Annotated in this window: 14 protein-coding genes, 14 pseudogenes and 1 riboswitch; of the genes and pseudogenes, 11 read left to right on the top strand and 17 right to left on the bottom strand. The window is 53.8% G+C overall.

The genetic code is table 11. The annotated features are described in order from the left end of the window. Positions 1-4: 4 nt before the first annotated feature. From yigB to lptM, 5 genes and pseudogenes are all read right to left on the bottom strand, one after another. Complete coding sequence (gene yigB / locus AACL06_RS10365; RefSeq protein WP_339037174.1) at positions 5-721, bottom strand: 5-amino-6-(5-phospho-D-ribitylamino)uracil phosphatase YigB; 717 nt, start codon at positions 719-721, stop codon at positions 5-7. After that, positions 721-1,634, bottom strand: a pseudogene (locus tag AACL06_RS10360) (tyrosine recombinase XerC). The gene yigB and the pseudogene AACL06_RS10360 overlap by 1 nt, the downstream one beginning before the upstream one ends. Further along, positions 1,631-2,335 (bottom strand): DUF484 domain-containing protein, encoded by a 705-nt coding sequence (locus AACL06_RS10355; protein WP_339037172.1) that lies wholly within the window; start codon positions 2,333-2,335, stop codon positions 1,631-1,633. The pseudogene AACL06_RS10360 and the gene AACL06_RS10355 overlap by 4 nt, the downstream one beginning before the upstream one ends. After that, positions 2,332-3,156, bottom strand: a complete 825-nt coding sequence (gene dapF / locus AACL06_RS10350) for a diaminopimelate epimerase (RefSeq protein WP_339037170.1) — start codon at positions 3,154-3,156, stop codon at positions 2,332-2,334. Before dapF ends, AACL06_RS10355 begins: the two co-directional genes overlap by 4 nt. 59 nt (positions 3,157-3,215) lie before the next feature. After that, entirely contained in the window at positions 3,216-3,422 is a 207-nt protein-coding gene (lptM, locus tag AACL06_RS10345; RefSeq protein ID WP_339038422.1) for an LPS translocon maturation chaperone LptM, read from the bottom strand. A gap of 77 nt (positions 3,423-3,499) precedes the next feature. On the opposite strand from lptM, the gene cyaY reads away from it, so the two are divergent. Together cyaY and AACL06_RS10335 are read left to right on the top strand one after the other, a co-directional pair. Beyond that, the gene (gene cyaY, locus AACL06_RS10340; RefSeq protein ID WP_339037168.1) at positions 3,500-3,820 is read left to right on the top strand and encodes an iron donor protein CyaY; all 321 of its coding nucleotides are present in this window, start codon (positions 3,500-3,502) and stop codon (positions 3,818-3,820) included. A 147-nt stretch (positions 3,821-3,967) separates the two neighbouring features. Next, positions 3,968-4,285 (top strand): annotated as a pseudogene (locus tag AACL06_RS10335) (transposase); the annotation flags it as partial. Between the two features lie 307 nt (positions 4,286-4,592). Here the strand turns inward: AACL06_RS10335 and AACL06_RS10330 are convergent. The 4 genes and pseudogenes from AACL06_RS10330 to AACL06_RS10315 form a co-directional block, all read right to left on the bottom strand. Further along, positions 4,593-4,910 (bottom strand): annotated as a pseudogene (locus AACL06_RS10330) (tyrosine-type recombinase/integrase); the annotation flags it as partial. A 798-nt stretch (positions 4,911-5,708) separates the two neighbouring features. Continuing rightward, positions 5,709-6,362, bottom strand: a complete 654-nt coding sequence (locus tag AACL06_RS10325) for a tyrosine-type recombinase/integrase (RefSeq protein ID WP_339037166.1) — start codon at positions 6,360-6,362, stop codon at positions 5,709-5,711. A 33-nt stretch (positions 6,363-6,395) separates the two neighbouring features. Next, positions 6,396-6,794 carry a hypothetical protein gene (locus AACL06_RS10320; RefSeq protein ID WP_339037164.1) on the bottom strand — a complete coding sequence of 133 codons (399 nt, stop codon included), beginning with the start codon at positions 6,792-6,794 and terminating at the stop codon, positions 6,396-6,398. 129 nt (positions 6,795-6,923) lie between these two features. Then, a pseudogene (locus tag AACL06_RS10315) lies at positions 6,924-9,852 on the bottom strand (CHC2 zinc finger domain-containing protein). 149 nt (positions 9,853-10,001) lie between these two features. Here AACL06_RS10315 and AACL06_RS10310 point away from each other — a divergent pair. The 3 genes and pseudogenes from AACL06_RS10310 (at position 10,002) to AACL06_RS10300 (ending at position 10,978) form a co-directional block, all read left to right on the top strand. Next, entirely contained in the window at positions 10,002-10,367 is a 366-nt protein-coding gene (locus AACL06_RS10310) for a helix-turn-helix transcriptional regulator (RefSeq protein WP_339037162.1), read from the top strand. 71 nt (positions 10,368-10,438) lie between these two features. Beyond that, positions 10,439-10,663, top strand: a complete 225-nt coding sequence (locus tag AACL06_RS10305; protein ID WP_339037159.1) for a SymE family type I addiction module toxin — start codon at positions 10,439-10,441, stop codon at positions 10,661-10,663. Between the two features lies 1 nt (position 10,664). Next, positions 10,665-10,978 (top strand): annotated as a pseudogene (locus tag AACL06_RS10300) (hypothetical protein). On the opposite strand, the pseudogene AACL06_RS10295 reads toward AACL06_RS10300, so the two are convergent. The 7 genes and pseudogenes from AACL06_RS10295 to hemE form a co-directional block, all read right to left on the bottom strand. Continuing rightward, positions 10,955-11,909 (bottom strand): annotated as a pseudogene (locus AACL06_RS10295) (IS630 family transposase). The pseudogenes AACL06_RS10300 and AACL06_RS10295 overlap by 24 nt on opposite strands. Before the next feature lie 665 nt (positions 11,910-12,574). Next, a pseudogene (locus tag AACL06_RS10290) lies at positions 12,575-13,269 on the bottom strand (substrate-binding domain-containing protein); the annotation flags it as partial. Between the two features lie 28 nt (positions 13,270-13,297). Further along, a complete protein-coding gene (locus tag AACL06_RS10285) occupies positions 13,298-13,504 on the bottom strand; it encodes a DUF1481 domain-containing protein (RefSeq protein ID WP_339038421.1) in 207 nt (68 codons plus the stop codon). 56 nt (positions 13,505-13,560) lie between these two features. Continuing rightward, positions 13,561-13,833, bottom strand: a complete 273-nt coding sequence (hupA, locus tag AACL06_RS10280) for a nucleoid-associated protein HU-alpha (RefSeq protein WP_339037157.1) — start codon at positions 13,831-13,833, stop codon at positions 13,561-13,563. Positions 13,834-14,028: 195 nt separating this feature from the next. Next, complete coding sequence (locus AACL06_RS10275; RefSeq protein WP_339037155.1) at positions 14,029-14,616, bottom strand: YjaG family protein; 588 nt, start codon at positions 14,614-14,616, stop codon at positions 14,029-14,031. 48 nt (positions 14,617-14,664) lie between these two features. Further along, positions 14,665-15,203, bottom strand: a pseudogene (gene nfi / locus AACL06_RS10270) (deoxyribonuclease V). Positions 15,204-15,319: 116 nt separating this feature from the next. Beyond that, positions 15,320-16,384, bottom strand: a complete 1,065-nt coding sequence (gene hemE, locus AACL06_RS10265) for a uroporphyrinogen decarboxylase (RefSeq protein ID WP_339037153.1) — start codon at positions 16,382-16,384, stop codon at positions 15,320-15,322. Positions 16,385-16,527: 143 nt separating this feature from the next. After that, positions 16,528-16,652, top strand: a riboswitch (TPP riboswitch). Between the two features lie 117 nt (positions 16,653-16,769). On the opposite strand from hemE, the pseudogene thiC reads away from it, so the two are divergent. The 6 pseudogenes from thiC to thiH all read left to right on the top strand — a co-directional run. Then, positions 16,770-18,564: pseudogene (gene thiC / locus AACL06_RS10260) on the top strand (phosphomethylpyrimidine synthase ThiC). After that, a pseudogene (thiE, locus tag AACL06_RS10255) lies at positions 18,513-19,106 on the top strand (thiamine phosphate synthase). The pseudogenes thiC and thiE overlap by 52 nt, the downstream one beginning before the upstream one ends. Further along, positions 19,099-19,671, top strand: a pseudogene (locus AACL06_RS10250) (HesA/MoeB/ThiF family protein). The pseudogenes thiE and AACL06_RS10250 overlap by 8 nt, the downstream one beginning before the upstream one ends. A gap of 2 nt (positions 19,672-19,673) precedes the next feature. Then, a pseudogene (gene thiS, locus AACL06_RS10245) lies at positions 19,674-19,874 on the top strand (sulfur carrier protein ThiS). Position 19,875: 1 nt separating this feature from the next. Then, a pseudogene (locus AACL06_RS10240) lies at positions 19,876-20,655 on the top strand (thiazole synthase). Then, positions 20,655-21,188: pseudogene (gene thiH / locus AACL06_RS10235) on the top strand (2-iminoacetate synthase ThiH); the annotation flags it as partial. The pseudogenes AACL06_RS10240 and thiH, both read left to right, overlap by 1 nt. Here the strand turns inward: thiH and AACL06_RS10230 are convergent. After that, on the bottom strand, positions 21,112-21,348 hold the full coding sequence (locus AACL06_RS10230; RefSeq protein ID WP_425336912.1) for a hypothetical protein: 237 nt from the start codon (positions 21,346-21,348) through the stop codon (positions 21,112-21,114). The pseudogene thiH and the gene AACL06_RS10230 overlap by 77 nt on opposite strands. Between the last annotated feature and the right edge of the window lie 85 nt (positions 21,349-21,433).

Genomic DNA, 21,433 nt, shown 5'->3' with positions numbered 1-21,433 from the left:
GAGATTATAGCAATGCTGCCAGCGATGCCAACCGCGAAATTTCAATGTGTGGCAGCAAGCGGCTATCGGCAGACTGCATTAGACAGCGTTGATGCTCGTTGATCCAGCAGGCTTGAAAGCCCGCACGCAACGCGCCAGCGATGTCGGTGGTCAGATCGTCGCCCACATGGAGGATCTGTCTAGCCGCGACGCCCAGACGCTCGCTGGCCAACTGGTACATGTCCTTATAAGGTTTGGCGCGGCCGTCCGGCCCGGCACGCAGCACGAATTGGAAGTAGCCGCCCAGCCCGCACAACGCCGGATCGGCATTGCCGTTGGTGATCGCCACCAGCGGGTAGCGTTCTCCCAACGCCTTCAGGGTGGCATGAGTCGTCGCTTGCACCTCAATGCGGCTGCGCCAAAGCGCAAAGTTTTGCATTGCCGCATCGGCACCGATGGTGGCTTCAGCGTCGCTGAGCCCCTCACGGCTCAGTGCCAGATGGATAGCGCGCCAGCGCCACTGAGTTACATCGTGGTAAATCTCTGGCTCTTGCTCACACAGTTCCTGACGCAGGCGGTAAAGGTCTGTCGACTGGAAGCTGCTCAGGCGAGGATGGTAACTTTGCAAAAAGGCCATTGACTGCTGCTCGGTTTGCCTGATGGCTGGGCGGTTGTCGTACAGCGTATCGTCCAGATCGAAAGTCAGTGCGGCCAGCGGGCGCAGCGGACGGTAAAAATGCATCAGGATTTCCCCCGTTTGGCACGTGGATTCGCGGCATCGTACACCTTTGCCAGATGTTGAAAGTCGAGGTGGGTATAAATTTGGGTAGTGGTCAGGTTGGCATGGCCGAGCAGTTCCTGCACAGCGCGCAGATCGCCAATGGATTCCAGCATATGTGTGGCAAACGAGTGGCGCAGCTTGTGCGGATGAATATGGCTAGTGACGCCCTGCTTTACGCCCCATTCGGCGAAGCGTTTCTGCACATTGCGTGCCGAGATGCGCCGCCCTTGGTTGGACAGGAATATCGCACCGTCCTCTGGCTCGAATAGCTCGAGGAACGCCAGCCAGTATTGCAGCCAGGTGACGGCGGTGTGCCCTAGCGGCAGCTTGCGCTCCTTACTGCCTTTGCCCATCACCCAGATCTCCCCAGCAGCCAAATCGATGGGGCGGCAGTCCAGATCCCCACCAGCTCGGATAAGCGCAAACCGGCACCGTACATTGTCTCCAGCATAGCGCGATCGCGCACCGCCAGCGAATCATTGAGATCGATGTCTAGCAATTGGTTCATTTCATCGACGTCGATATTTTTCGGCAGGCAGCGGCCGCTGCGGGGCGGGCGGATGCCTTTGGCGGGGTTGGCATTTAGCACGCTCTGGCTGACCAGCCAGTCGAGAAAGCTGCGCAACGATGACAGACGCAACGCCAGGCTGGCAGATTGTAGGCCAGAGCGTTTGCTACGCACTGCCAGCATGCGCACCGCGGCGGCGTCCAGTGACGCCCATTCGCTTACGCCGATGCTTTGTGCCAGCAGCATCAACGCCTGAAGTTGATGCGCATAGTTGAGCTGCTTCAGCGGGCTGAGTTGGCGTTCCACCTTTATATAGCGCAGAAATGCATCTACTGGCAGTTGCAAGCTGGCCGCGAGTGGGGTCATGCGCGTTCGATCCAACGTTCCAGCAGTGTTGGCAGCATTCGTGCCAACTGATTGAGTATCACCGTACCCATACCTCGTTGATAGTATTGCGTGTCACGGCTGCTGAAGATCACCATGCCCAATTCCCCTGCGTCGCCCAGCATTGACAATGCCACCGAACCGACCTGTTTGGCTTGCGGTAATAGCAGCAGCAATTCGGGGCCATTCAAACAACCAAGGAAATGCAGCTCATTGCCCAGACGCTGAATGCGCAGCGGTTCAAACGCTGAACGCGTCAGCGCCAGATGAGTAAAATCGGACTGTGCGCCGATGTTCCAGCGATCGGAAAACAGCCAGATATTGGCACTGGCAAGGCCGAAACCGCGCGCCGAGCATTGCAAACGATTAAGCATGTCCTGCAAGCTGTCAGCAGTGATCAGGCTAGCTTGCAGATGTAGCAGGCTGGTGAACAGGGTTTTGTTGGCGTTGGCTTGCTCCATCAAAAGGGTAATTTCCTCTTCAAGTTGGTTGACGTGATTACGTTGGCGAGCCAGGTGCCACTTCACCAGTGATACAGTGCCACGCACCGGATGGGGAACACGTATTTGTTCAACCCTACGCGCATTGCGAATAAGGAAATCCGGATTTTGCAGAAGATACTGCATTACGGTGTCGTCATCCAGCGCAATACTGGTGATGCTCTGCTCTTCTACTTTTTTCATAGGTGAATAAATCCGTCATAGACATGGGTTGCCGGGCCTGTCATAAACAGCGGGCTACCCGGCCCTTTCCAGCGAATATGCAGGCTACCACCTGGCAGTTCCACACGCACTTTCTCGGATAGTAATTCTTGTTGGATACCCACCGCTACCGCTGCACAAGCACCGCTACCGCAAGCCTGTGTTTCACCGCTGCCACGCTCGTAGACGCGTAGCTTGATGTGTTCGTGGCTGACGATTTGCATAAAGCCAATGTTAGCTCGTTCAGGAAAGCGCTCATGCCCTTCCAGCACCGGCCCAAGCAGTGCCACCTTGGCAGTGTTGACATCCTCTACCTGTAAAACACAATGTGGGTTGCCCATCGACACTATTCCGCACAGCACGGTATGTTCCGCAGCACGCATGATGTAGGTCTTCTCTTCCTTAGTGGCACGGAATGGCAACGCCTGCGGCTCGAAATTGGGTTCCCCCATATTGACACACACCTGATCGTTGCCAGTCACATTAAGCACCATGCGCCCGCTCTGGGTGCTGACAAGAAGTTCGCACTTATTAGTCAGCCCCTTCAGTTGCAAAAAGCGCGCGAAACAGCGTGCGCCGTTGCCACACTGGAAAACTTCACTGCCGTCAGCATTAAAGATGCGGTAGTGAAAATCCAACTCAGGGTCGTAAGGAGGCTCTACCAACAGCAATTGGTCAAAGCCGATGCCCAGGTGCCGATCGGACAGCCTGCGGATCAGCTCAGGTGAAAAATAGACATTCTGAGTAATGGCATCGACCACCATAAAGTCGTTGCCCAGACCGTGCATTTTGGCGAACTGCATATCATACTCCGCTATCCGTCATGGTGTTGCGGTGGCGCAGAGCAACCGCAAACAAGGTATTATTGGTCGCTCATCGACGTTTTTTGCTTAGAACCAGGTAGTTCCTGCTGATTTTTTGGCACCTGCTCACCCGTTGGTAGTGATGACGTGGCTGGTTTTTTGCTAATGGGATCGGCAGGAGGGAAGTATAGCGGGCCTTTCAGGCCGCAGCCGGAGGGACCGGCAAGCAGAACTGCCAGCAGCGCATAGCATAGTTGTTTTTTCATTTGCATTAATGCCTTAATTCATGCATCCAAGACCTCTATAATCGCAGGTGGATCATGAAAAGCAATAGGAATTAAATATGAACAACAGTGAGTTTCATCAGTTGGCTGACCAATTGATGCTTAATATTGAAGAGACATTGGACGATTTTGCTGACAATGCGGATGTCGATTGTGAAATCCAGGGTGGCGTGATGACGCTAAGTTTCGAAAACGGCAGCAAAATTATCATCAACCGCCAAGAGCCGCTCCATCAGATATGGCTGGCTACTAAGGCCAACGGCTATCACTTCAACTATTGCGACGGCATCTGGCTGTGTGACCGCAGTGGGCAACCTTTCTATCGGTTGCTCAGCGAGGCGGCCAGCATGCAGGCAGGCGAGGGCGTCACTTTTTCCTGATGCTACCTGTCTATCATTCTACAAATGGCATACACCCTTCATACTGCAAGTTGTCTATGCGTTAGCTCCCAGGGATGAGAATGTAAATGAGATTGTGTAATTGCCTATTTTTGATATGTTCACTCCAACAGCGGAGACAGGCAAATTATGGACGAAAAGAAACTCAAAGCCCTTGCGGCTAAACTGGCTAAAGGCCTTAAAACTAAAGCCGATCTTAATCAGTTTTCCCGTATGCTGACGAAGTTAACCGTAGAAACTGCGCTACATGGTGAGTTAACTGCTCACCTCGGGCACGAGAAAAACGCACCCAAAACAGGCTCTAACACCTGCAATGGCTACTCATCTAAAACTTTGCTCTGTGATGATGGCGAGATTTAACTGAGCACGCCACGCGACCGGTAAAACACCTTTGAGCCCAAGTTCATAAAGAAAAATCAGACGCGCATTACGCAGATGGACAGCCAGACTCCCTGTACGCCAAAAGAGTCGTTTTATTATCGAGTTCGGTGACTGCCTGAGCAATCACCTTTAATACAATGGCAGTTACACAGAATCCAGTACAGGCTCTCCCTTACTGGCCCTTCCTGTATTCAACTGCCAGCTTTTCCCTGAGCTGCATACTGCCTACACCACTTTCAGGGCCGTTTTTAAGCGCCTCACATGCCGGAACAACCTGTTCCCGCAGCCAGTTTTCCACTGCGCGAGCGCGGAGCGTGATGCTCATATGCTGTGTTGTTCTCATTGGTAACCTCTTCCTCCCGACAAGTAAGATTTAATCATACTCATCATCACCGCCGCTGTCATGTGCACTTTTCACACACTCCGTCGGATGTATATTCGCAAGTACCGCCTGCAACGCCCGGATACTCACCTGCGTGCAGATCTGCGTGCTCTTCACACTCTGGTGACCCAGCATCGCCTGTATTCACCGCAGGTCCGCGTCGTTCTCCAGCATCTGCGGCGCCATCGCATGCCGGAACCGATGGCAACTCCCTTTTTCGATGCCCGCCGCTCTCAGGTACGGCACCACCGCACCGGTAATGCCGGGCGCCGTCAGACCTGCCATGCCGTCCATTGCCAAGAACAGCGCCTATCCGTACCACCCGTACCACCTAATACCGTATCGCCAGTATCAGCCAGGCCGTTAATGATTGCGTTGGCGATAGCAGATGTCGTGCCGTTACCCAGCTTATCTCTCACCTAATTTTTCAGGGATTCAGCGGCCTTTTTCACTGTTTCGCGGGCTTTATCACCGCAGCGAGTTATTCTCCACAACAACTTTTTCCGTTGCGAAGTCAGCCAGCGAACAACATTTTTCCCTGTGCATTCGGTGAGTTACAACCGGGTTTTTCCAGTGCATTTTCTGGGTGCTAACTTTTTGCCCCGGACACGCTACCCCAGTGCATACCGCACATGATGAAGGCAGATCGCAGCAGGGACGCCGGGCTCTGACCAAGCACATACCCCGCTGAACTCACCGAGGTTGAGCTGCTTTACTGACCATTCGGCGATATCGGAGGCCAGCAACTTGCAGTGTGGATCAGCGTCACTATCCACACAAGGTTCCTTTCCTCATCCAGTTCGTAAGGAACCAGTTCCCGTGTACCGGCTAGCTGTCCGTTTACGCATATCAGCGGATGTTCTGCCGCCTCGCTGAAACGCTTATCTAGCTCCACTGCTGCTACAAGGTTTCTTTATGCCAGGTAATCCCAGATTGCGGTATGGTCCTGTAATGCCTCGTCAGTCCAGCGTACCTTCACATTTTACCTGCCAGCTTTGTCCGGCGTTCCGCGAACAATGCTTCAACGTCTTCGTTCCTTGTTTCTTCACCTGATCGGATGGATTGTCGTCCTCGCTTGATTTTTTGTACCACCCAGTCATCGTAAGCCTAGCTGTCATTCTGACTCTGGATATATTCCCGCATCAGTTCACAGATTACCTGAGATGCCGGTCTGTGGCTGGCTTTTGCCGCTTCGATAAAATCTTCTCGCAGGGAGTTTTCCAGTTTCATGGTGAACACCGCTTCTTTCGGCATTATTCTTTCCTCACTTCTGCTTGAGTAATGACAGAGTATATACCTTATCATTACCTTTCCTACATAACCTTGAGAGACCCATCCCCCCGCTGCTCCGCAGAATGGACTGCCTGAAGCGCTCTTATGCTTTGATTCAACACTCCGGTGGTCCAGCATCGCCTGTATCCAGCGGATATCTGCGCCGTTCTCCAGCATCTGGGTTGCTATCGCATGCCGGAACTGGTGGCAACTGCCCCAATGACTTAGGCCCGACACCACGATATATTCCTTGGTAACGAGAGTGACGCCGTTCGGCGTCAGCCCAGCCACACCGTCCAGTGCGGTAACCTCTGGATTGACCAGCAACTGCAGCCGTACCTGGTGCTGGTAATGCAGCACCCACTTTAACGCCCGTTCACCGATGGGGATAACTCGGTCTTTCTTCACGTTGCCCTGCCGGATGGTGACCATTTTTCGGCTGCTATCCACCGTATGTTGGTCAAGCCCCGCGACTTCAATGCGCCTCATTCCCGTTGACCATACAGCTCCAGCAACACCCGGTCACGGAGTCCTTTCAGGGTGCCGATCTCCGGCAGCCGCCAACACCTGCTCCACTTCTTCCACACTCAGGATATGACGCGGCAACCGCTTCTCCAGCCTTGTCAGCACCAGACCGGACGCCGGGTCAGCCAACAGCAGATGGCGGCGGGTTAACCAGCTCAAGAAGGCTTTCAGGGTGTTAAGGTGATTGCACTGCGTATAGACACTCAACGGGTCACTGTTCGGTTTCCGCTGGCGATACAACTGCCGTTGGTACTCTTCGAGTATGGTTAATGTGATGCTTTGCGCTTGCTCCAGTTCCCGTTCTTTACTCCATGACAGGAACCGCCCCAGTTGGTGCTTATGACCGCGCAGATTATGCTGGTTGTGTTCATGCAGCCATGCTAGATATTGCACCATCTAATACGCCAACCCACCATGCGGGCCGCGCCCGGTTTGTAGCACGGTAGCGCAGCTTACCCTCCATGTTGACCAGGGGCCGCGACGGCAGAAGCCCGATTATTTTTTCCCTTTGTTACTGCATTTCCCTCATGGCAGACTTGCGAACCGTTCAGACATGGCTGGCTCTGGTCTGATGCTGCTTTCTCTTCCCCAGACTTGAGGTAGACTTGGGGTAGACTTGCTTTCCTCTGCCCCAGACTTGCGCTTGCTGCCTACGTGCTCATCCACATCAAGCAGGCCACACAGGTGCAGCCCGTCAGCCTGCGCACCGTCATACAACAGTTCGTACTGCAACAGATGCCTACGACTACCCCCGTGTACCAGCAGGTACTCCATCTCAACCAGCCGCAGAGAATGATTTTTTAGTTGGCTGTCGCTCCAGTGCAGCGCGTCGCGGATATCACGCCGGGTAAAGTGCACCTCCGCAGGTTGGCAGTGCTGCCGCTCCGCCATACCCTTCACCATCTCCTGTATCAACACCAACAGCTTGCGCGTCTGTGGCGAAATTTTATCCAGGGTGCGCCCCAGCACTTCATGTGCCAACCGGTTGGCCAGCGAGATATCTGACTGCGCCACCTCGATATACTCCAGCTATTCCCCCCGATGCTGTACCCGCTTTACCTCACGTTGGTACTGGTGCAGCAGCTCTATCGACTGTATCAACGTCAGGTACTTTATGTGGTCGCGCCGGGTACGCGTTTTGTCGCTCAGGAAGGTAAGCTGATGTGCGAACGGATTGACCACTTTTAGTGGCCGCAACAGCCGCTGCGCATTCTGGTGTAACTGGGTCACAGATAGCCTTTTTCACTCATCGCCAGCAACCCTTCCAGCGTCTGGTGATGCCGTTGCAGCGCATGGATGGCCTGTGCCTGCTCCCGCGATTCGTTTACCGTCAGTACCAGGCAGCGGTTTAACAGTTATTCATCAACATCGATGGCGGTGGTGGTAAGCATCAGCATCACCAGTCCCTGTACGCTGTACTCTCGCGTCACCAGGTCGCCGCTCGATTCGTCTTTGCCGGTGCTGGCGATTTTCAGCTCGCCGTCCGACTGCAACAACTTCATCGCATAGGCCGCTTACCGAACGCCTTCTTATTACGCTATCGCCAGTATCTTGTGTCGCAGCGAGGTTTCGCCCAGGTAGTAGAGGCTCTGCCCGGTCATGGCGCTGTACTGCACCCGCTCTTCCTCCGGTATTAGCGGCAGCACCGCATCTATCAGCGACGACTTGCCCGCCGCTGAGGAAAACTGGATAAGCACTGCCAGCGGCCTGTCTAGCTTGCGCTATGTTGCCGCCATATAGCCGGTCAGAAGATTGGCCGACTCGCCAACCACGCCACAGGATGCCAGGTCACTGACGATGCGCTCTGCCAGCTCAGGGGATTTCAGCAGCTCAAGCGCGGCGCTTTCATACTTCGCACTCAGTGCCATAACGGAGGGCGCATACTGCTCAACTCCCTGCCGTGCCTCGTTCTGCTTCTGCTCCAGCAAAAGCAGCAACCGTCCAACCTCCCGCTTGATAACCGAAGCCTTACAGCCCAGCTCGACCACCGCCGTACTGATATAGCTCTGCCGCTGTTTAACGTGGTACATCTCCAACTGGTCAACATGGAACGCGCCGGTGGTGGCATACCGCACCTGCGACCTTTATCACCTCCGGCACGGTGTTTTTCTGCCAGCTGCGTACCCTCCAGATACGCGGGCCGCAGCGCATCAACAGCTCACCTGCTGCGGTGACTTCTCCGGGGATTGGTGCGGTTTCAGCCGACAACGGCGAAGACGGCACGCCCAGCAAGGCGGCTAAGGAAGAAGGGGTGTCAGGCCCCGGCGTTTCATGGCTAAAGAGCGCACCCGGCCCAGTACCGTGACCCATCCAGGCCGCCTGCTCCAGCGCTTTCTCCGGGTTACCGCTTTTCAAAGCATAGGCATTCGCATCCAGCCCCTGCGGAAAGTACACACGCCATGCTTCGATCCACAGCTCCAGCAGATCACCTGCGACAGATTCCGCCCACAGATCCCCGGCCTCGTCCCGATCGAAGGCGATCAATACCCGTTTCACACAATGATACCGCAACGCCGCCAGATGATCGGCGGTGAAGCCGTTGCAGCCACACGCGGAGATCACGTTGCTGAACCCGGCACACCAGAAGGTCATGGCGTCGATAAGCCCCTCACACAGGATCACTTCCGAGGACGCTTTCACACCGATTCATTCCACACCACGACCAGCGGTGATGGCAGATACAGATGCCGGGACGACCCCTTCTTGATCTGGTTATCCGCTAACGTTCTGCGCCCATACAACTGCACCACCCGGTCCCGGCTGGCCACGTTGGCCGATTCTGCCCAGCCGATCACTGGCATAACCAGGCAAGCCCCGGAAGTGATCTTGCCGCGTGGTGTCCCGAAACACCCCCACTTCGACCAAGCGTTCCCGCAGCCGATTACCTTCCTTGCTTGAGGTTGATGGCAACACCCCGGCTTCACCACCGATACCTTGCGCCCCGGCATACCCCAGACGGAAGTGGCTCACCAGTTCGGGATGTATGAGGCCACGGTTGACCAGCCATTGCTGCGCCTCCGGGGAGGCCAGCAACTGCTGGTGATAAGAAGTCGAGCACCTGGTTAAGCAGCGCCTGGCCGTCATCGTCCAGATCGGCGAGTTTGGGCCGCACCGCTGGCGGCGAAGCAGGAACAGGGGCAGCGGTTTCAGCTGCAGCAACAGAGGGCGCTACCGCCAGTTCCCGAAGCCGTACCAGGGTTTGCGGGAAGATCAGCCGTTCGGTGTGTTGCAGCCAGTCCAGCACCGATCCTGCCGCCCCACAGCCGAAGCAGTGATAGAGATTTTTGGCAGGGGAGATCATGCAGGAAGACGTTTTCTCCCGATGGAACGGGCATAGGCAGGTGTAGCCGTCTTTGCCGTGCTTTTTGAACGAGTGGCCTTGTGATTCGGCGACCTTCAGCAACGACACATCACGCTTTAACTGCTCCAGCTCCGCCGGGGTCATTCTGCCCATTCTGCTGCTCCTCCAAAACCTGTCAAGATGCCATATTAATATTTTAAAAGTACCTGATCTTATATGATATCTAAAAACAAGCCATTCTAAAGGGGGACGTATAGTGATATCAAGTTCAACAACCTGGTTCAACAACCTGGTTTCTTAATATGCAGTTCCCTGAGCGGCTTACCACCTCGCGCAAGGCGCGTGGACTCACGCAGCAGACTCTTGCTAATATGACTGGCGTAGCGGTTTTACAGATCCGGCGCTATGAAGGCGGCAACTCAGAACCTACCTTAGATGTAATACGCAGGCTGGCGATTGCGCTCGGTGTCAGTGCAGACATGTTGGTTTTTGATGAACAGGAACGCAGCCCAGTTGGACAGCTACGTTACCAGTTCGAGACGATTTCACGGATGCCACAGCATGAGCAGGATGTGATCCGGGAGTTGCTGGACGCGATGATCATCAAGAACCAGGTTACGGGTGCCGTGAGTCCTGTTACGCAAGGAGCGACTAAAGAAGAGAGTTAACCAGTACTCGGGCTGAAGGTGCTGGAACACCGACAACCCGCTAACCACCGCAACTAATAGGAGTAGCTACCATGGCTAGAGCAGATTCTGCGTCACAATCCGCCACAACCCAAGCGCGTAAAAGCGTGGTTGGTTACCGTACCAACTGCGGCAAGCCGAACCCGACGCCACAACTGACCCTCAAGGGGCGTTGGTTGGAGCCACTCGGTTTTACCACCGGGCAGAAGATCGAGGTGCTCACTGAACCGGGGAAGCTGATTATCCGCATCGAGCCAACCCCGGAGGACGCCGCATAACATCACCTTTACTCCTGAACCGATCCCGGAGCTCACGATTGCAGGCGCTACGCTGGCCGAGCTGGGTTTTGGACTCGGTGCGCCGTTGCAGCTCACACTCTGGCCCGATTGACTGTGGATCACCCCCGTCACCGATGAGGCCACCTGGGAAGCCCTCTGTGAGGCTAGCCAACACCGCCCGGACTGGGTGCCGATTGGGTTCGGGAGAATGGCAATTTGGTGATTGTTGGCGACTGGCTGACCGGGTTCGGTATCTTGGCCGGGATTTTAGTCAAAACTAAATACCTGCGCCTAATACCGCTCCACTTTCGTTAAGCCAGGTTTATTGCCTGGTAACGGTGAGGCGGCTTTCATAAAATGACCCATATTTTTTAGCAATTGCCATCTCGTCCGGCAACGGTGATTGCGTGTGACTGTCTCATATAAAGCCAACCATAGGAGCTCTATCCTGTTTACCCATGGAGAGTAAACTGGCTGATAAATGACAATAAAATTCGGGTTGCGCCGCAACCAGCTCAACGTTTCTTTACTCTTATGAATGATGTAATTATCGACAATCAGCGTAATGGTTTTGGCACTTCGGTATGTGCTTCTCAGCTTGCGTAACAGGCTAATGAATAAACCCGAGTTTTTATGGTTTCCACTGACATAATCAACTCTTCCGGTTCCTGCATAAAGGGCACCCGCGAGGTAATGCTTTTCATTCTGTCCCGGTGTCGTGATGCGTTTTTGTTGACCCTTTTTCTGCCAGTCAGCACCTATTTTAGGGTTCATATCGATGTCTACCTCATCTTCGTAAAAGACGGGATGTTGCAGCCGCTCTACGCCACACAATACCGGCTCTCGGCAACCAGCGCCGAAGTGAGCCAGGATGTAACGTTGAGTTAAATAATTTATTAATTTCAATCGTTAACATCTCAGTATTCCACCGAGAGCGCAGATAGCCAAAGTCCTATGGAGAACGCTGAACGAGCAAATCAAGCATCTTCAACATCGCCTCCGTGGGCCATTTTCGGGGGCGTCCAGGTGAAAGGCTTGCCAATCCTTCATAGCCGCCCAATGTGAACAAATTAACCCATCGTCCGACAGCGGCACATAAGGTTTTACCTAGGTAATTCAGCGTGTAGCCACGGTGTAACATCAACATGGCGATAAGGCGTCTGGCATAATTTTTATCTGGTGTTTTCTGGATAATTTTTTGTATCTGACGTCGTTCATGTCGGGGTATGGGTGCTATGTTCGGCATTACTCAGTCCGGTTGTGAGGGGTTGTGATGTTTGGCGATTGATCAGATCGCTCAAACCGGATTGAGTTCCTTACAGTGATCTACTATTTGGCGCAGGTATTTATCTCCTGCGCGCCACATTTTACTCGGAGGCAATGGCGACAAGAACAATAAATCACCAAAATTAAGATATTGAATCATTTTAAATCAATAGATTAGTTAGATACACTGCAAGTAAACACAAAAAAATGAGATCAACAACCAAACGCAATCAATAATGGCAAATACCGTGATCCGCTTCCTGTGTGCCATTTGACTACGCGGCCAATTCCTATTACGCAAGCGCATCGAATCGGCTAGGCTGTGTCCAGTCATTGACTGTGGTGGCGTCGCAGCCCCGAAGGGCTGGGGCCATTTGAAGATGCCTTCGGTGACGATCCGTTGAGTTTGACCATCGACACCTCACGGCCAGTTTCCAATGACCGCTAGCGACGCTCACGTGCCATTGCCGGACACCGCCTACTTACTTCAGCATCCAGTTACCCGTTTTATGTAGCGATTTTATGGAGCATCTGCGCTGTTAAGCAGACGATGTCACGATGATGCGATAAGCCTACTGTATAGCAATTGTTTGGCGAGAATATGTTTAAACAATCAGGGTGGCCATGAATTTCTGTTTATATGGATTATTTGCGGATGAGGCTACCACGGTGGAATAGGCTGTGGCGGATAAGGGTTAAACCTGGCTTGGTTTTTTGCGGTTCATCAAAGCTGGCCAACACCAACTCTAGCACCCGCTCAGCCACATAGTGGTGACGCTATGCTACCGCAAGCACCGGGCACTGCAAAAAGTCCAGCAGTTCATAATCGCCGAAGGTGGCGATCGCCAAATCGGTCGGCAAACGGCCATATTGCTTCAGCGTGACGTCCATGACCCCTTGTAATAAAGAGAACGAAGTGGTGAACAACGCCTGCTGCATTGGATGCGTTTTGAGCCATTCGGCAAACAGCGCACCAGCAGCCTCACGTTCATAACTGCTGGCATAGAGATAATCGACGTGGCGCGGATCACCCTTCCAAGCCTCACTGACCCCCTGTTCACATTAGGAAGCTGACAGAAAGCTCAGGTAGCGCTCCCAGGTATAAAAGTGCGCAGTTCCTGCGCCAGCGCATAGGCGTCTCCCTGATCGGCTCCCACTACGCTAATGAAATATTGAGGATCAAACGCACGATCCAAGGCGATGATCGGTAACGAGCCATTGGCCCAGCGTTGATAGAACGGGTGCTCCGGCTGCAAGGCAGTGGAGACTATGAGCGCATCCATTTGGCGTTGCAGCAGATGTTCGATGCAACGCATTTCGTTGATCGCCTGATCTTCGTTTGATTTGGCGCAGTACGCCGTTTTGTATTCATACAAGCCTGGTGACAGTACCAGCCCTGCGGTAGGGGCTGTAGACGCTTAGCAACACCTGTGCGCTATGCTGCTCGTCATCTTTTTTACGCCACAGGCGAATGACCCCCTGATCGGCCACCAAGCCGCTGGCAGTAAAGCGGGGGATATAGGGATGGAAGTTGCAGGCACTCGGGCAGACAGCGATGCCTGCAGCCACGAGCATCTGGCGAATAAACAAAAGGGGGCAATGTTGCCCCTCTGTTAAATCTTTTCACCAAACTACTTCACTGCGTCTTTTAGTGCCTTGCCAGAAACGAACGCAGGCATGTTGGCAGCAGCGATTTTAATTTCTTTCCCAGTTTGTGGGTTGCGACCAGTGCGCTCGCTACGATGGTTTACTTTGAAAGTTCCGAAACCAACCAATTGTACTGCATCACCTTCTTTCAGAGATTCAGTAATAGCAACCAAAGTGGATTCCAGAGCCAGCTTAGCTTGTGCCTTGGAAAGGTCAGCCTTATCCGCGATTACATCAATCAGTTGAGTCTTGTTCATAAGTTATCCTTACAGTGTATTTATCGTTTGCAAAGCACCGAGTGCGACGGATATGCTGATTGACAGTACTTTCCTGCATACACGCACCGATGGCCACTTTTTTCAATGCCCCTTCCAAATGTAGACCAGACTGGGTGGGGATGTGAAGCTTTAAAACATGACAAATCAGACGTTAAATCACGTTTTTTTGCCTTATTACGCCAAATTCACCCCAATATTGCTTATTGCGGCTTCTCGGAGGTCATATCGCAACCCTTTGATCATATACAAATTACGCTCTTCACAATCGGCCAACAGACGAAAAGCTTCCCATTGGATGTCCCATTCTTCCGCTATCGCAGGCAAAACTTTTAACTCATCGTCTGTCATTTCTCTACCGGCCTGCGTCATTTCTAGCATCGCCACGGTACGAATTGACGTTTCGCTGATGGTGATGGCGTGCTCCAGCGTTTCCCCGCTGAGACGTGAATGGATCAATTCCCCTAATGCGATACAAGCGTCGATCGCTGGGTAAACACCATAAATATCGTAATCTTCTGCGGAGGGTATCGCCTGTTCCAACTTCTCTAGCTGACTATCAAAGTTGACCTTGGCATCCTTGACAACCAACGTCTCCCAGACCAAATCCAGAATGCGGCGGTAAATTGCCGGATCGCTGAACGCGGTTTGCTGACAGAACATCTGGTAATTTGGATACATACGCTCACATAAACTCGCCATAAAGGTCAAATGTTGCCAGTTTTCCAACCTTTCCAGACGTAGATGAATCGGGTTACGTAGCATTATTTACTCTCTTACGCGTTAATTGCCCCGCAGTGTACCCGAAATCGCTCATTGCAACATCTCTAGATGCTGCTTTAGCCAGTGCTGGAAGGCTGGGCGACGAGAAGCGATGGCATCGGCCCAGCGCGTGGGTTCCAGTATGCGGTAGCCCGCCATGCAGCGTTGCACCCAAGACAATGCGCTGTCAACGCTGATGCGGTGACCAGTGGCGATAAAAAGCGGATTGCAACGCGCCATACCCACCCCAACTGTTCCCTCTTGTCTTCCAGCGGGGAAAACTCGCCGCACCGCCGCTTTTTGGCCACGCCTATGGTTGGCACATCGAGCAGCAGGCCGAAATGGCTGGCCACCCCCAGACGGCGCGGGTGCGAGATGCCGTGCCCATCGACGAAGATCCGATCGGGTTTTTGCCGCAGTTGCTGCCAAGCGGCTAGTAACGCGGGGGATTCGCGAAACGACAAGAAACCAGGAATATAGGGCATGGTAGTGGCAATGCGGACGACCTGATATTCCACCAGTTCCAGCGACGGATAGCGCAGAATAGCAATAGCTGCGCGTGTTACTGCTCTTTCCCGCTGAAAGCCCACATCTGCACCAGCGATAAGCGCTGGCGGATCAACCAAAAGTTATCGTAGCGAATGATTTCAGCGGCGCGCCATCGCTGCTCAGCACGTAGTGCTTTGGTATCTATCACGTCCAATCCTTAACAATGGTATTTCGCCGACTGAGCATGAACCGCCTCAACGAACGCGCCAGCGTTGGTCGGCGGCACGTCCTGATGAATGCCGTGGCCCAAGTTGAACACATGGCCTTCACCATGGCCGAAGCCAGCTAAAATGGTTTCCACTTCTTGGCCGATGCGTTCCGGCGTGGCATAGAGCATCGATGGGTCCATATTGCCTTGTAGCGCCACTTTATCGCCCACGCAGCGGCGCGCATCGGCAATATCTGTGGCCCAGTCCAAGCCCAACGCATCGCAACCGCTGGATGCCATTGCTTCCAGCCACTGGCCGCCACCCTTGGTGAACAATGTGACAGGCACTCGGCGGCCATCGTTTTCACGCAGCAGGCCGTCGACGATCTTGTGCATATAGTGCAGTGAGAACTCACGGTAATCACGGCCAGTCAATACGCCGCCCCAAGTGTCAAACACCATCACCGACTGCGCACCAGCCTTGATCTGGGCGTTGAGATACAGGATCACGCTGTCCGCCAGCTTATCGAGCAGTAGGTGTAACGTGGCTGGTTCGGCGTACATCATCTTCTTCAGCTTGGTAAACGCCTTGCTGCTACCGCCTTCTACCATGTAAGTCGCCAGCGTCCACGGGCTACCGGAAAAGCCGATCAATGGCACTTCGCCCTTCAGTTCACGGCGGATGGTACGCACGGCATTCATCACGTACCCTAATTCCACTTCCGGATCGAATAGCGGCAATTTGTCTACATCGGCGCGGCTGGCAATCGTGGAAGAAAAGCGCGGACCTTCGCCGGTTTCGAAATACAGCCCAAGCCCCATGGCATCGGGAATGGTGAGAATATCGGAGAATAGAATTGCGGCATCCAGCGCATAACGGCGTAGCGGTTGCAGCGTTACCTCACAGGCCAACTCCGCGTTCTTGCAAAGTGACATAAAATCACCGGCCTTGGCGCGGGTCGCCTTGTACTCTGGCAAATAACGACCAGCCTGGCGCATCATCCATACGGGGGTCACATCGACCGGCTGACACAACAGCGCACGCAGGTAACGATCGTTCTTCAACTCATTCATTTATGAGGCTCCCTTAATCATCTACCCACCATTGTACATTATTCTGCACATCACGGTGCCACGCTTGGGCATGCCGATAGATTTCATGCCTTGCAATATACTGAGGATAAGCTTGTAGTTTTTATTCTCCCTCCTAATAATGGGGCATCTTGTCGGAGTGCCTAGCGCCTGATTTATTCAACAAATTGGCCGGGCTGAGACCGTTAGTTCGGGATCCGCGGAACCTGATCGGGTTAGTACCCGCGAAGGCAACAAGAGTAATCTACAGCCACATGCAGGATTTCTCCCGATTTGGAATGCTCCTGCCGCTCCGACCAACATCATTACTCCTTACGAACTCCAGGCAAGCAACTTTCCCAACCCAACACACTGTAAGGAAATTGCTATGTCTAACGTTAAGAACCCCAGCCCCCGTAAAGCGCAACGCGAAGCCGCCCAGCAGTTTATCGATACCCTGCAAGGGATGGCTTTTCCCAATTCACGCCGTATCTATCTGCAAGGCTCGCGCAGCGACGTACAGGTGCCGATGAGCGAAATCCAGCTCAGCCCAACATTGATCAGTAATAACACGGATACCCCGCAGTACCAGCAGAACTAAGCCATTCCGGTGTATGACACTGCTGGCCCCTACTACGGTGACCCGCTAGCACCGCTGACGTGCACGCTGGCCTGCCAAACTGCGCGCAGGCTGGCAAGTCGTGACCTAATTGCACTATGCCCGCACCGGCATTGTCACCCCGGGAGATGGTGTTTATCGCCATCCGCGATATGGGGCGTAATCGCATCCGCAGCGAGGTGCTGTGCCAGCAACATCCCGGCCAAAGTTGGGGGGCAAATTTGCCGGAAAACATTACGCCAGAGTTCGTACGTCAGGAAGTAGCCGCTGGCCGTGCCATCATTCCTGCCAATATCAACCACCCGGAATCAGAACCGATGATCATAGGCCGCAATTTTCTGGTGAAGGTCAACACCAACATCGGCAATTCGATGGTGAGTTCATCAATCGAAGAAGAAGTGGAGAAACTGGTATGCTCTACCCCCGTTGTGGCGCAGATACCGTGATGGATCTATCTACTGGCCGCTAAATCCACGAAACTCTCGAATGGGTTCCGCGTAACAGTCCGGTGCCTATTGGTACGGTACCGATCTATTAGGCTTTGGAGAAAGTCAACGGCATAGCGGAAAACCTAACCTGGAAGATATTCCGCGATACGCTGCTGGAGCAGGCGGAGCAAGGGGTTGATTACTTTACTATTCACGCCGGGATGCTGCTGCGCTATGTGCCGATGACCGCCAAAAGTTTGACCGGCATCGTCTCGTGTGGCGGGTCGATCATGGCGAAATGGTGTCTGTCACATCATAAGGAAAATTTCCTGTATCAGAATTTCCGTGAGATCTGCGCCGCCTATGACGTTTCGCTATCGCTCGGCGATGGCCTGCCTCCAGGTTCGATTCAGGACGCCAACGATGAAGCGCAATTCGCTGAGCTGTACACCCTGGGCGAACTGACCAGAATAGCCTGGGAATACGATGTACAGGTGATGATTGAAGGCCCCGGACATGTCCCGATGCAGATGATCCGCCTCAATATGAACGAAGAGCTATAGCACTTCCACCAAGCGCCATTCTTTACCCTCGGCCCATTGACCACCGATATCGCTCCCGGCTATGACCACTTCACCTCCGGCATCGGTGCAGCGATGATCGGCTAGTTCGGCTGCGCTATGCTGTGCTACGTCACGCCAAAAGAGCACATCGGTCTGCCGAACAAAGAAGACGTAAAACAAGGGTTAATCACATATAAGATCGCCGCCCACACCGCCGATCTGGCCAAGGGGCATCCGGGCGCGCAAATCCGCGACAACGCCATGTCCAAAGCCCGCTTCGAATTCCGTTGGTAAGATCAGTTCAACCTGGTGCTTGATCCTGACACTGCCCGTGCCTACCACGATGAAACCCTGCCAAAGGTATCCGCTAAGGTAGCCCATATCTGTTCCATGTGCGGCCCGAAGTTCTGCTCCATGAAAATCTCGCAGGAGGTGCGCTATTATGCCGCAGCTCAGGAGGTTGCCCAACCGATCGAAGTACAGTTAAGCGGCATGGAGAGTTCCCCGACACGCCACCCAAATTGGGATTGTACCCAGTGGTCAACAGCGTTGAATGGATCGCCCGTCTGCTAGATGCTAGCGTCACTACGCTTCAACTACGCATTAAGGATCTGCCGAGTGAACAGGTGGAAGAGGATACCGCCACTGCCATCGCTTTGGGTAAGCAATATCGGGCGCGGTTGTTCATCAATGATTACTGGTAACTGGCGATCAAACACCGTGCCTATGGTTTACACCTCGGCCAGGAAGATTTGGATAGCGCCGATTTGCTGGCCATTCATCGTGCTGGGCTGCGGCTGGGTTATCTACCCATGATGACGCCGAGCTGGCGCGCTCTATTGCGCTAAAACCCTCGTATATCGCATTGGGGCACATCTTTTGCGACCCAGACCAAAAACATGCCCTCAACGCCACAGGGATAGAGCGCGCTAAAACGCCATATCAGCCAGGCTGCCTGGATACCTGACGGTAGCGATCGGTGGGATCAACCTCGACCGCGTGCCAGCAGCGTTGGCAGCGTGGCGGTAGTGAGTGCCATTACCAAGGCACCGGATTGGCGCGCGGCTTCAGCTGAGTTGTTGCGGATGATTGAGGGCGGGGTGTCTGATGCTTAACGATCAAGAATTCCTACGCTACAGCCGCCAGTTGTTACTGGAGGACATCGGCCCAGAAGGTCAGGAAAAGCTCAAACGCGCGACGGTACTGATCGTCGGCCTAGGGGAGCTAGGTTCCCCGGCATCATTGTATCTAGCTGCTGCTGGCGTTGGTACGCTGCTGTTAGCCGACAATGACAAGCTGCACGTCACTAACCTGCAACGCCAGATCCTCTACAACAGTACTGACACCGTTAAAGGCAAAGCCGTACTGGCACAACGTCAGTTACAAGCGCTGAACCCACTAGTAAAATCCATTCCGCTGGCACAAAGGCTAGAGGGGCAGCTGTTACACCTGCTTATACCCTGAACAAACCGAGCCACAGCGTAGCTGCCGCACCGTGGGCGTACTTGGGGCCCGGTAGTTGGAGTGATCGGCACCTTGCAGGCGTTGGAAGCCATCCAAACGTTAGCAGGCGTGCCTTCAGCGCTCAGCGGCAAGCTGCGCCTGTTCGACGATAAACAGCAAAACTGGAGTACTCTACAGCTCAGCCAAGCCAGTGACTGCCCGATATGCAGAGGCTAGATATGAAGATCTTACTCAATGATCAGCCGCTGGAGCTGACACAGCCGCTCAGTGTTACCGCCCTACTTGAGCAACTGGAACGCTACCAGCCGGGTAGCGCTTTAGCGATCAATCAAACCATCATCCCATGCACCGACTAGCCTTACCATCTGGTACAGGACGGCGATGATATCCTTCTGTTTCAAGCGATTGCTGGAGGCTGACATGCTGAAAATCGCCGAAACTACCTTTACCTCAGGCCTATTCACCGGCACAGGCAAGTTCGCTACCCCGGCGCTCATGCTGTAAGCTCTGCGCGCCTCAGGATCACAGTTGGTGACCCTAGCCATTAAACGCGTCGATCTGCGCGGCGGTAATGACACCATATTGGCACCGCTTCAGCAGTTGGGTGTGCATCTGCTGCCCAATACTTCCGGTGCTAAAACCGCAGACGAAGCGGTATTCGACGCCCGGCTGGCGCGTGAAGCGCTCGGCACCCACTGGGTAAAACTTGAGATCCATCCCGATGTAAAATACCTGCTGCCAGACGCGATCTAGACACTGAAAGCGGCAGAAACCCTGGTGAAAGACGGCTTTGTGGTGCTGCCTTACTCCAGTGTCGATCAGTTGCTGTGCAAGCAGTTGGAAGAAGTAGGCTGTGCGGCAGTAATGCCACTTGGCGCGCCTATCGGCTCTAACCGTGGCCTGCGCACCCGTGACTTCATTGAGATCATTATCGAACAGGCTAGAGTACCTATCGTCATTGATGCCGGTATTGGTGCACCAAGCCACGCGCTGGCAGCGATGGAGCTGGGGGCCGATGCGCTGATCGTGAATACTGCCATCGCTGTAGCACGCGATCCGGTACAAATGGCGTTGGCGTTTCGTTTGGCGCTGGACGCCCGTGAACTAGCACGTCAGGCCGGACTAGGTAGCAGCCAGCGTCACGCTGTCGCTTCCAGCCCGCTGACCGCATTTCTCAGCCAGTCTGAGGAAACACCGTAATGGCCGATGACTTCCGTAACCACTGGCAACAATTGAATTGGTACGACCTTTCGCTACGTATCAACAGCAAAACTGCATGCGACGTGGAGGAGCAGGCTCTGAGCGTAGACAATCTGACGCGCGAAAACTTTATGGAGCTGCTTTCTCCCGCCGCCACTTATCTTGAGCCGTTGGCTCAGCGCGCGAAGCAGTTGACGCGACAGCGCTTTGGCCATGTATTCAGCTTCTACGTGCCGCTATATCTGTCCAATCTGTGCGCCAACAACTGTACTTACTGTGGCTTTTCTATGAGCAATCGCATGAAGCGCAAAACGCTGGACGCGGCAGAAATAGAACGTGAATGCCTGGCCATCAAGGCGCTGGGTTTTGAACACCTTCTGTTGGTCACCAGTGAGCATCAGGCCAAAGTCGGCATGAACTATTTCCGCCAGTATATCCGGGCGATCAGCACCCATTTCAGTTCACTGATGATGGAAGTTCAGCCGCTGACCCAGCAAGAATATGCCGAGTTGAAAACGCTAGCGCTGGTCGGTGGTAGCTTGTCATACTTTTCCACCGTGTGTTGTCTCCGGTAACGCGCTGGTTCGCCACCGCTTGATTTCGCTCTGCATAGTCTGCCGACCAATAACGGGCTCCGCTTCTGGGCGGTATTAACGCCTTGAGCTTCTTGCCCCTTAACTCATCATGACTCACTCGCGTATCCTAAGCCCGATCCGCCGAGGCGACTTTGATTTTACGGTACCTCTGGCAGATAGTACCAGGCGTGAAGTGCCGTTTC

Origin of the sequence: Serratia symbiotica (Periphyllus acericola) (assembly GCF_964019515.1) — a bacterium.
Taxonomy (GTDB): domain Bacteria; phylum Pseudomonadota; class Gammaproteobacteria; order Enterobacterales; family Enterobacteriaceae; genus Serratia; species Serratia symbiotica_D.
This window is presented reverse-complemented; position numbering and strand designations above follow the sequence as displayed.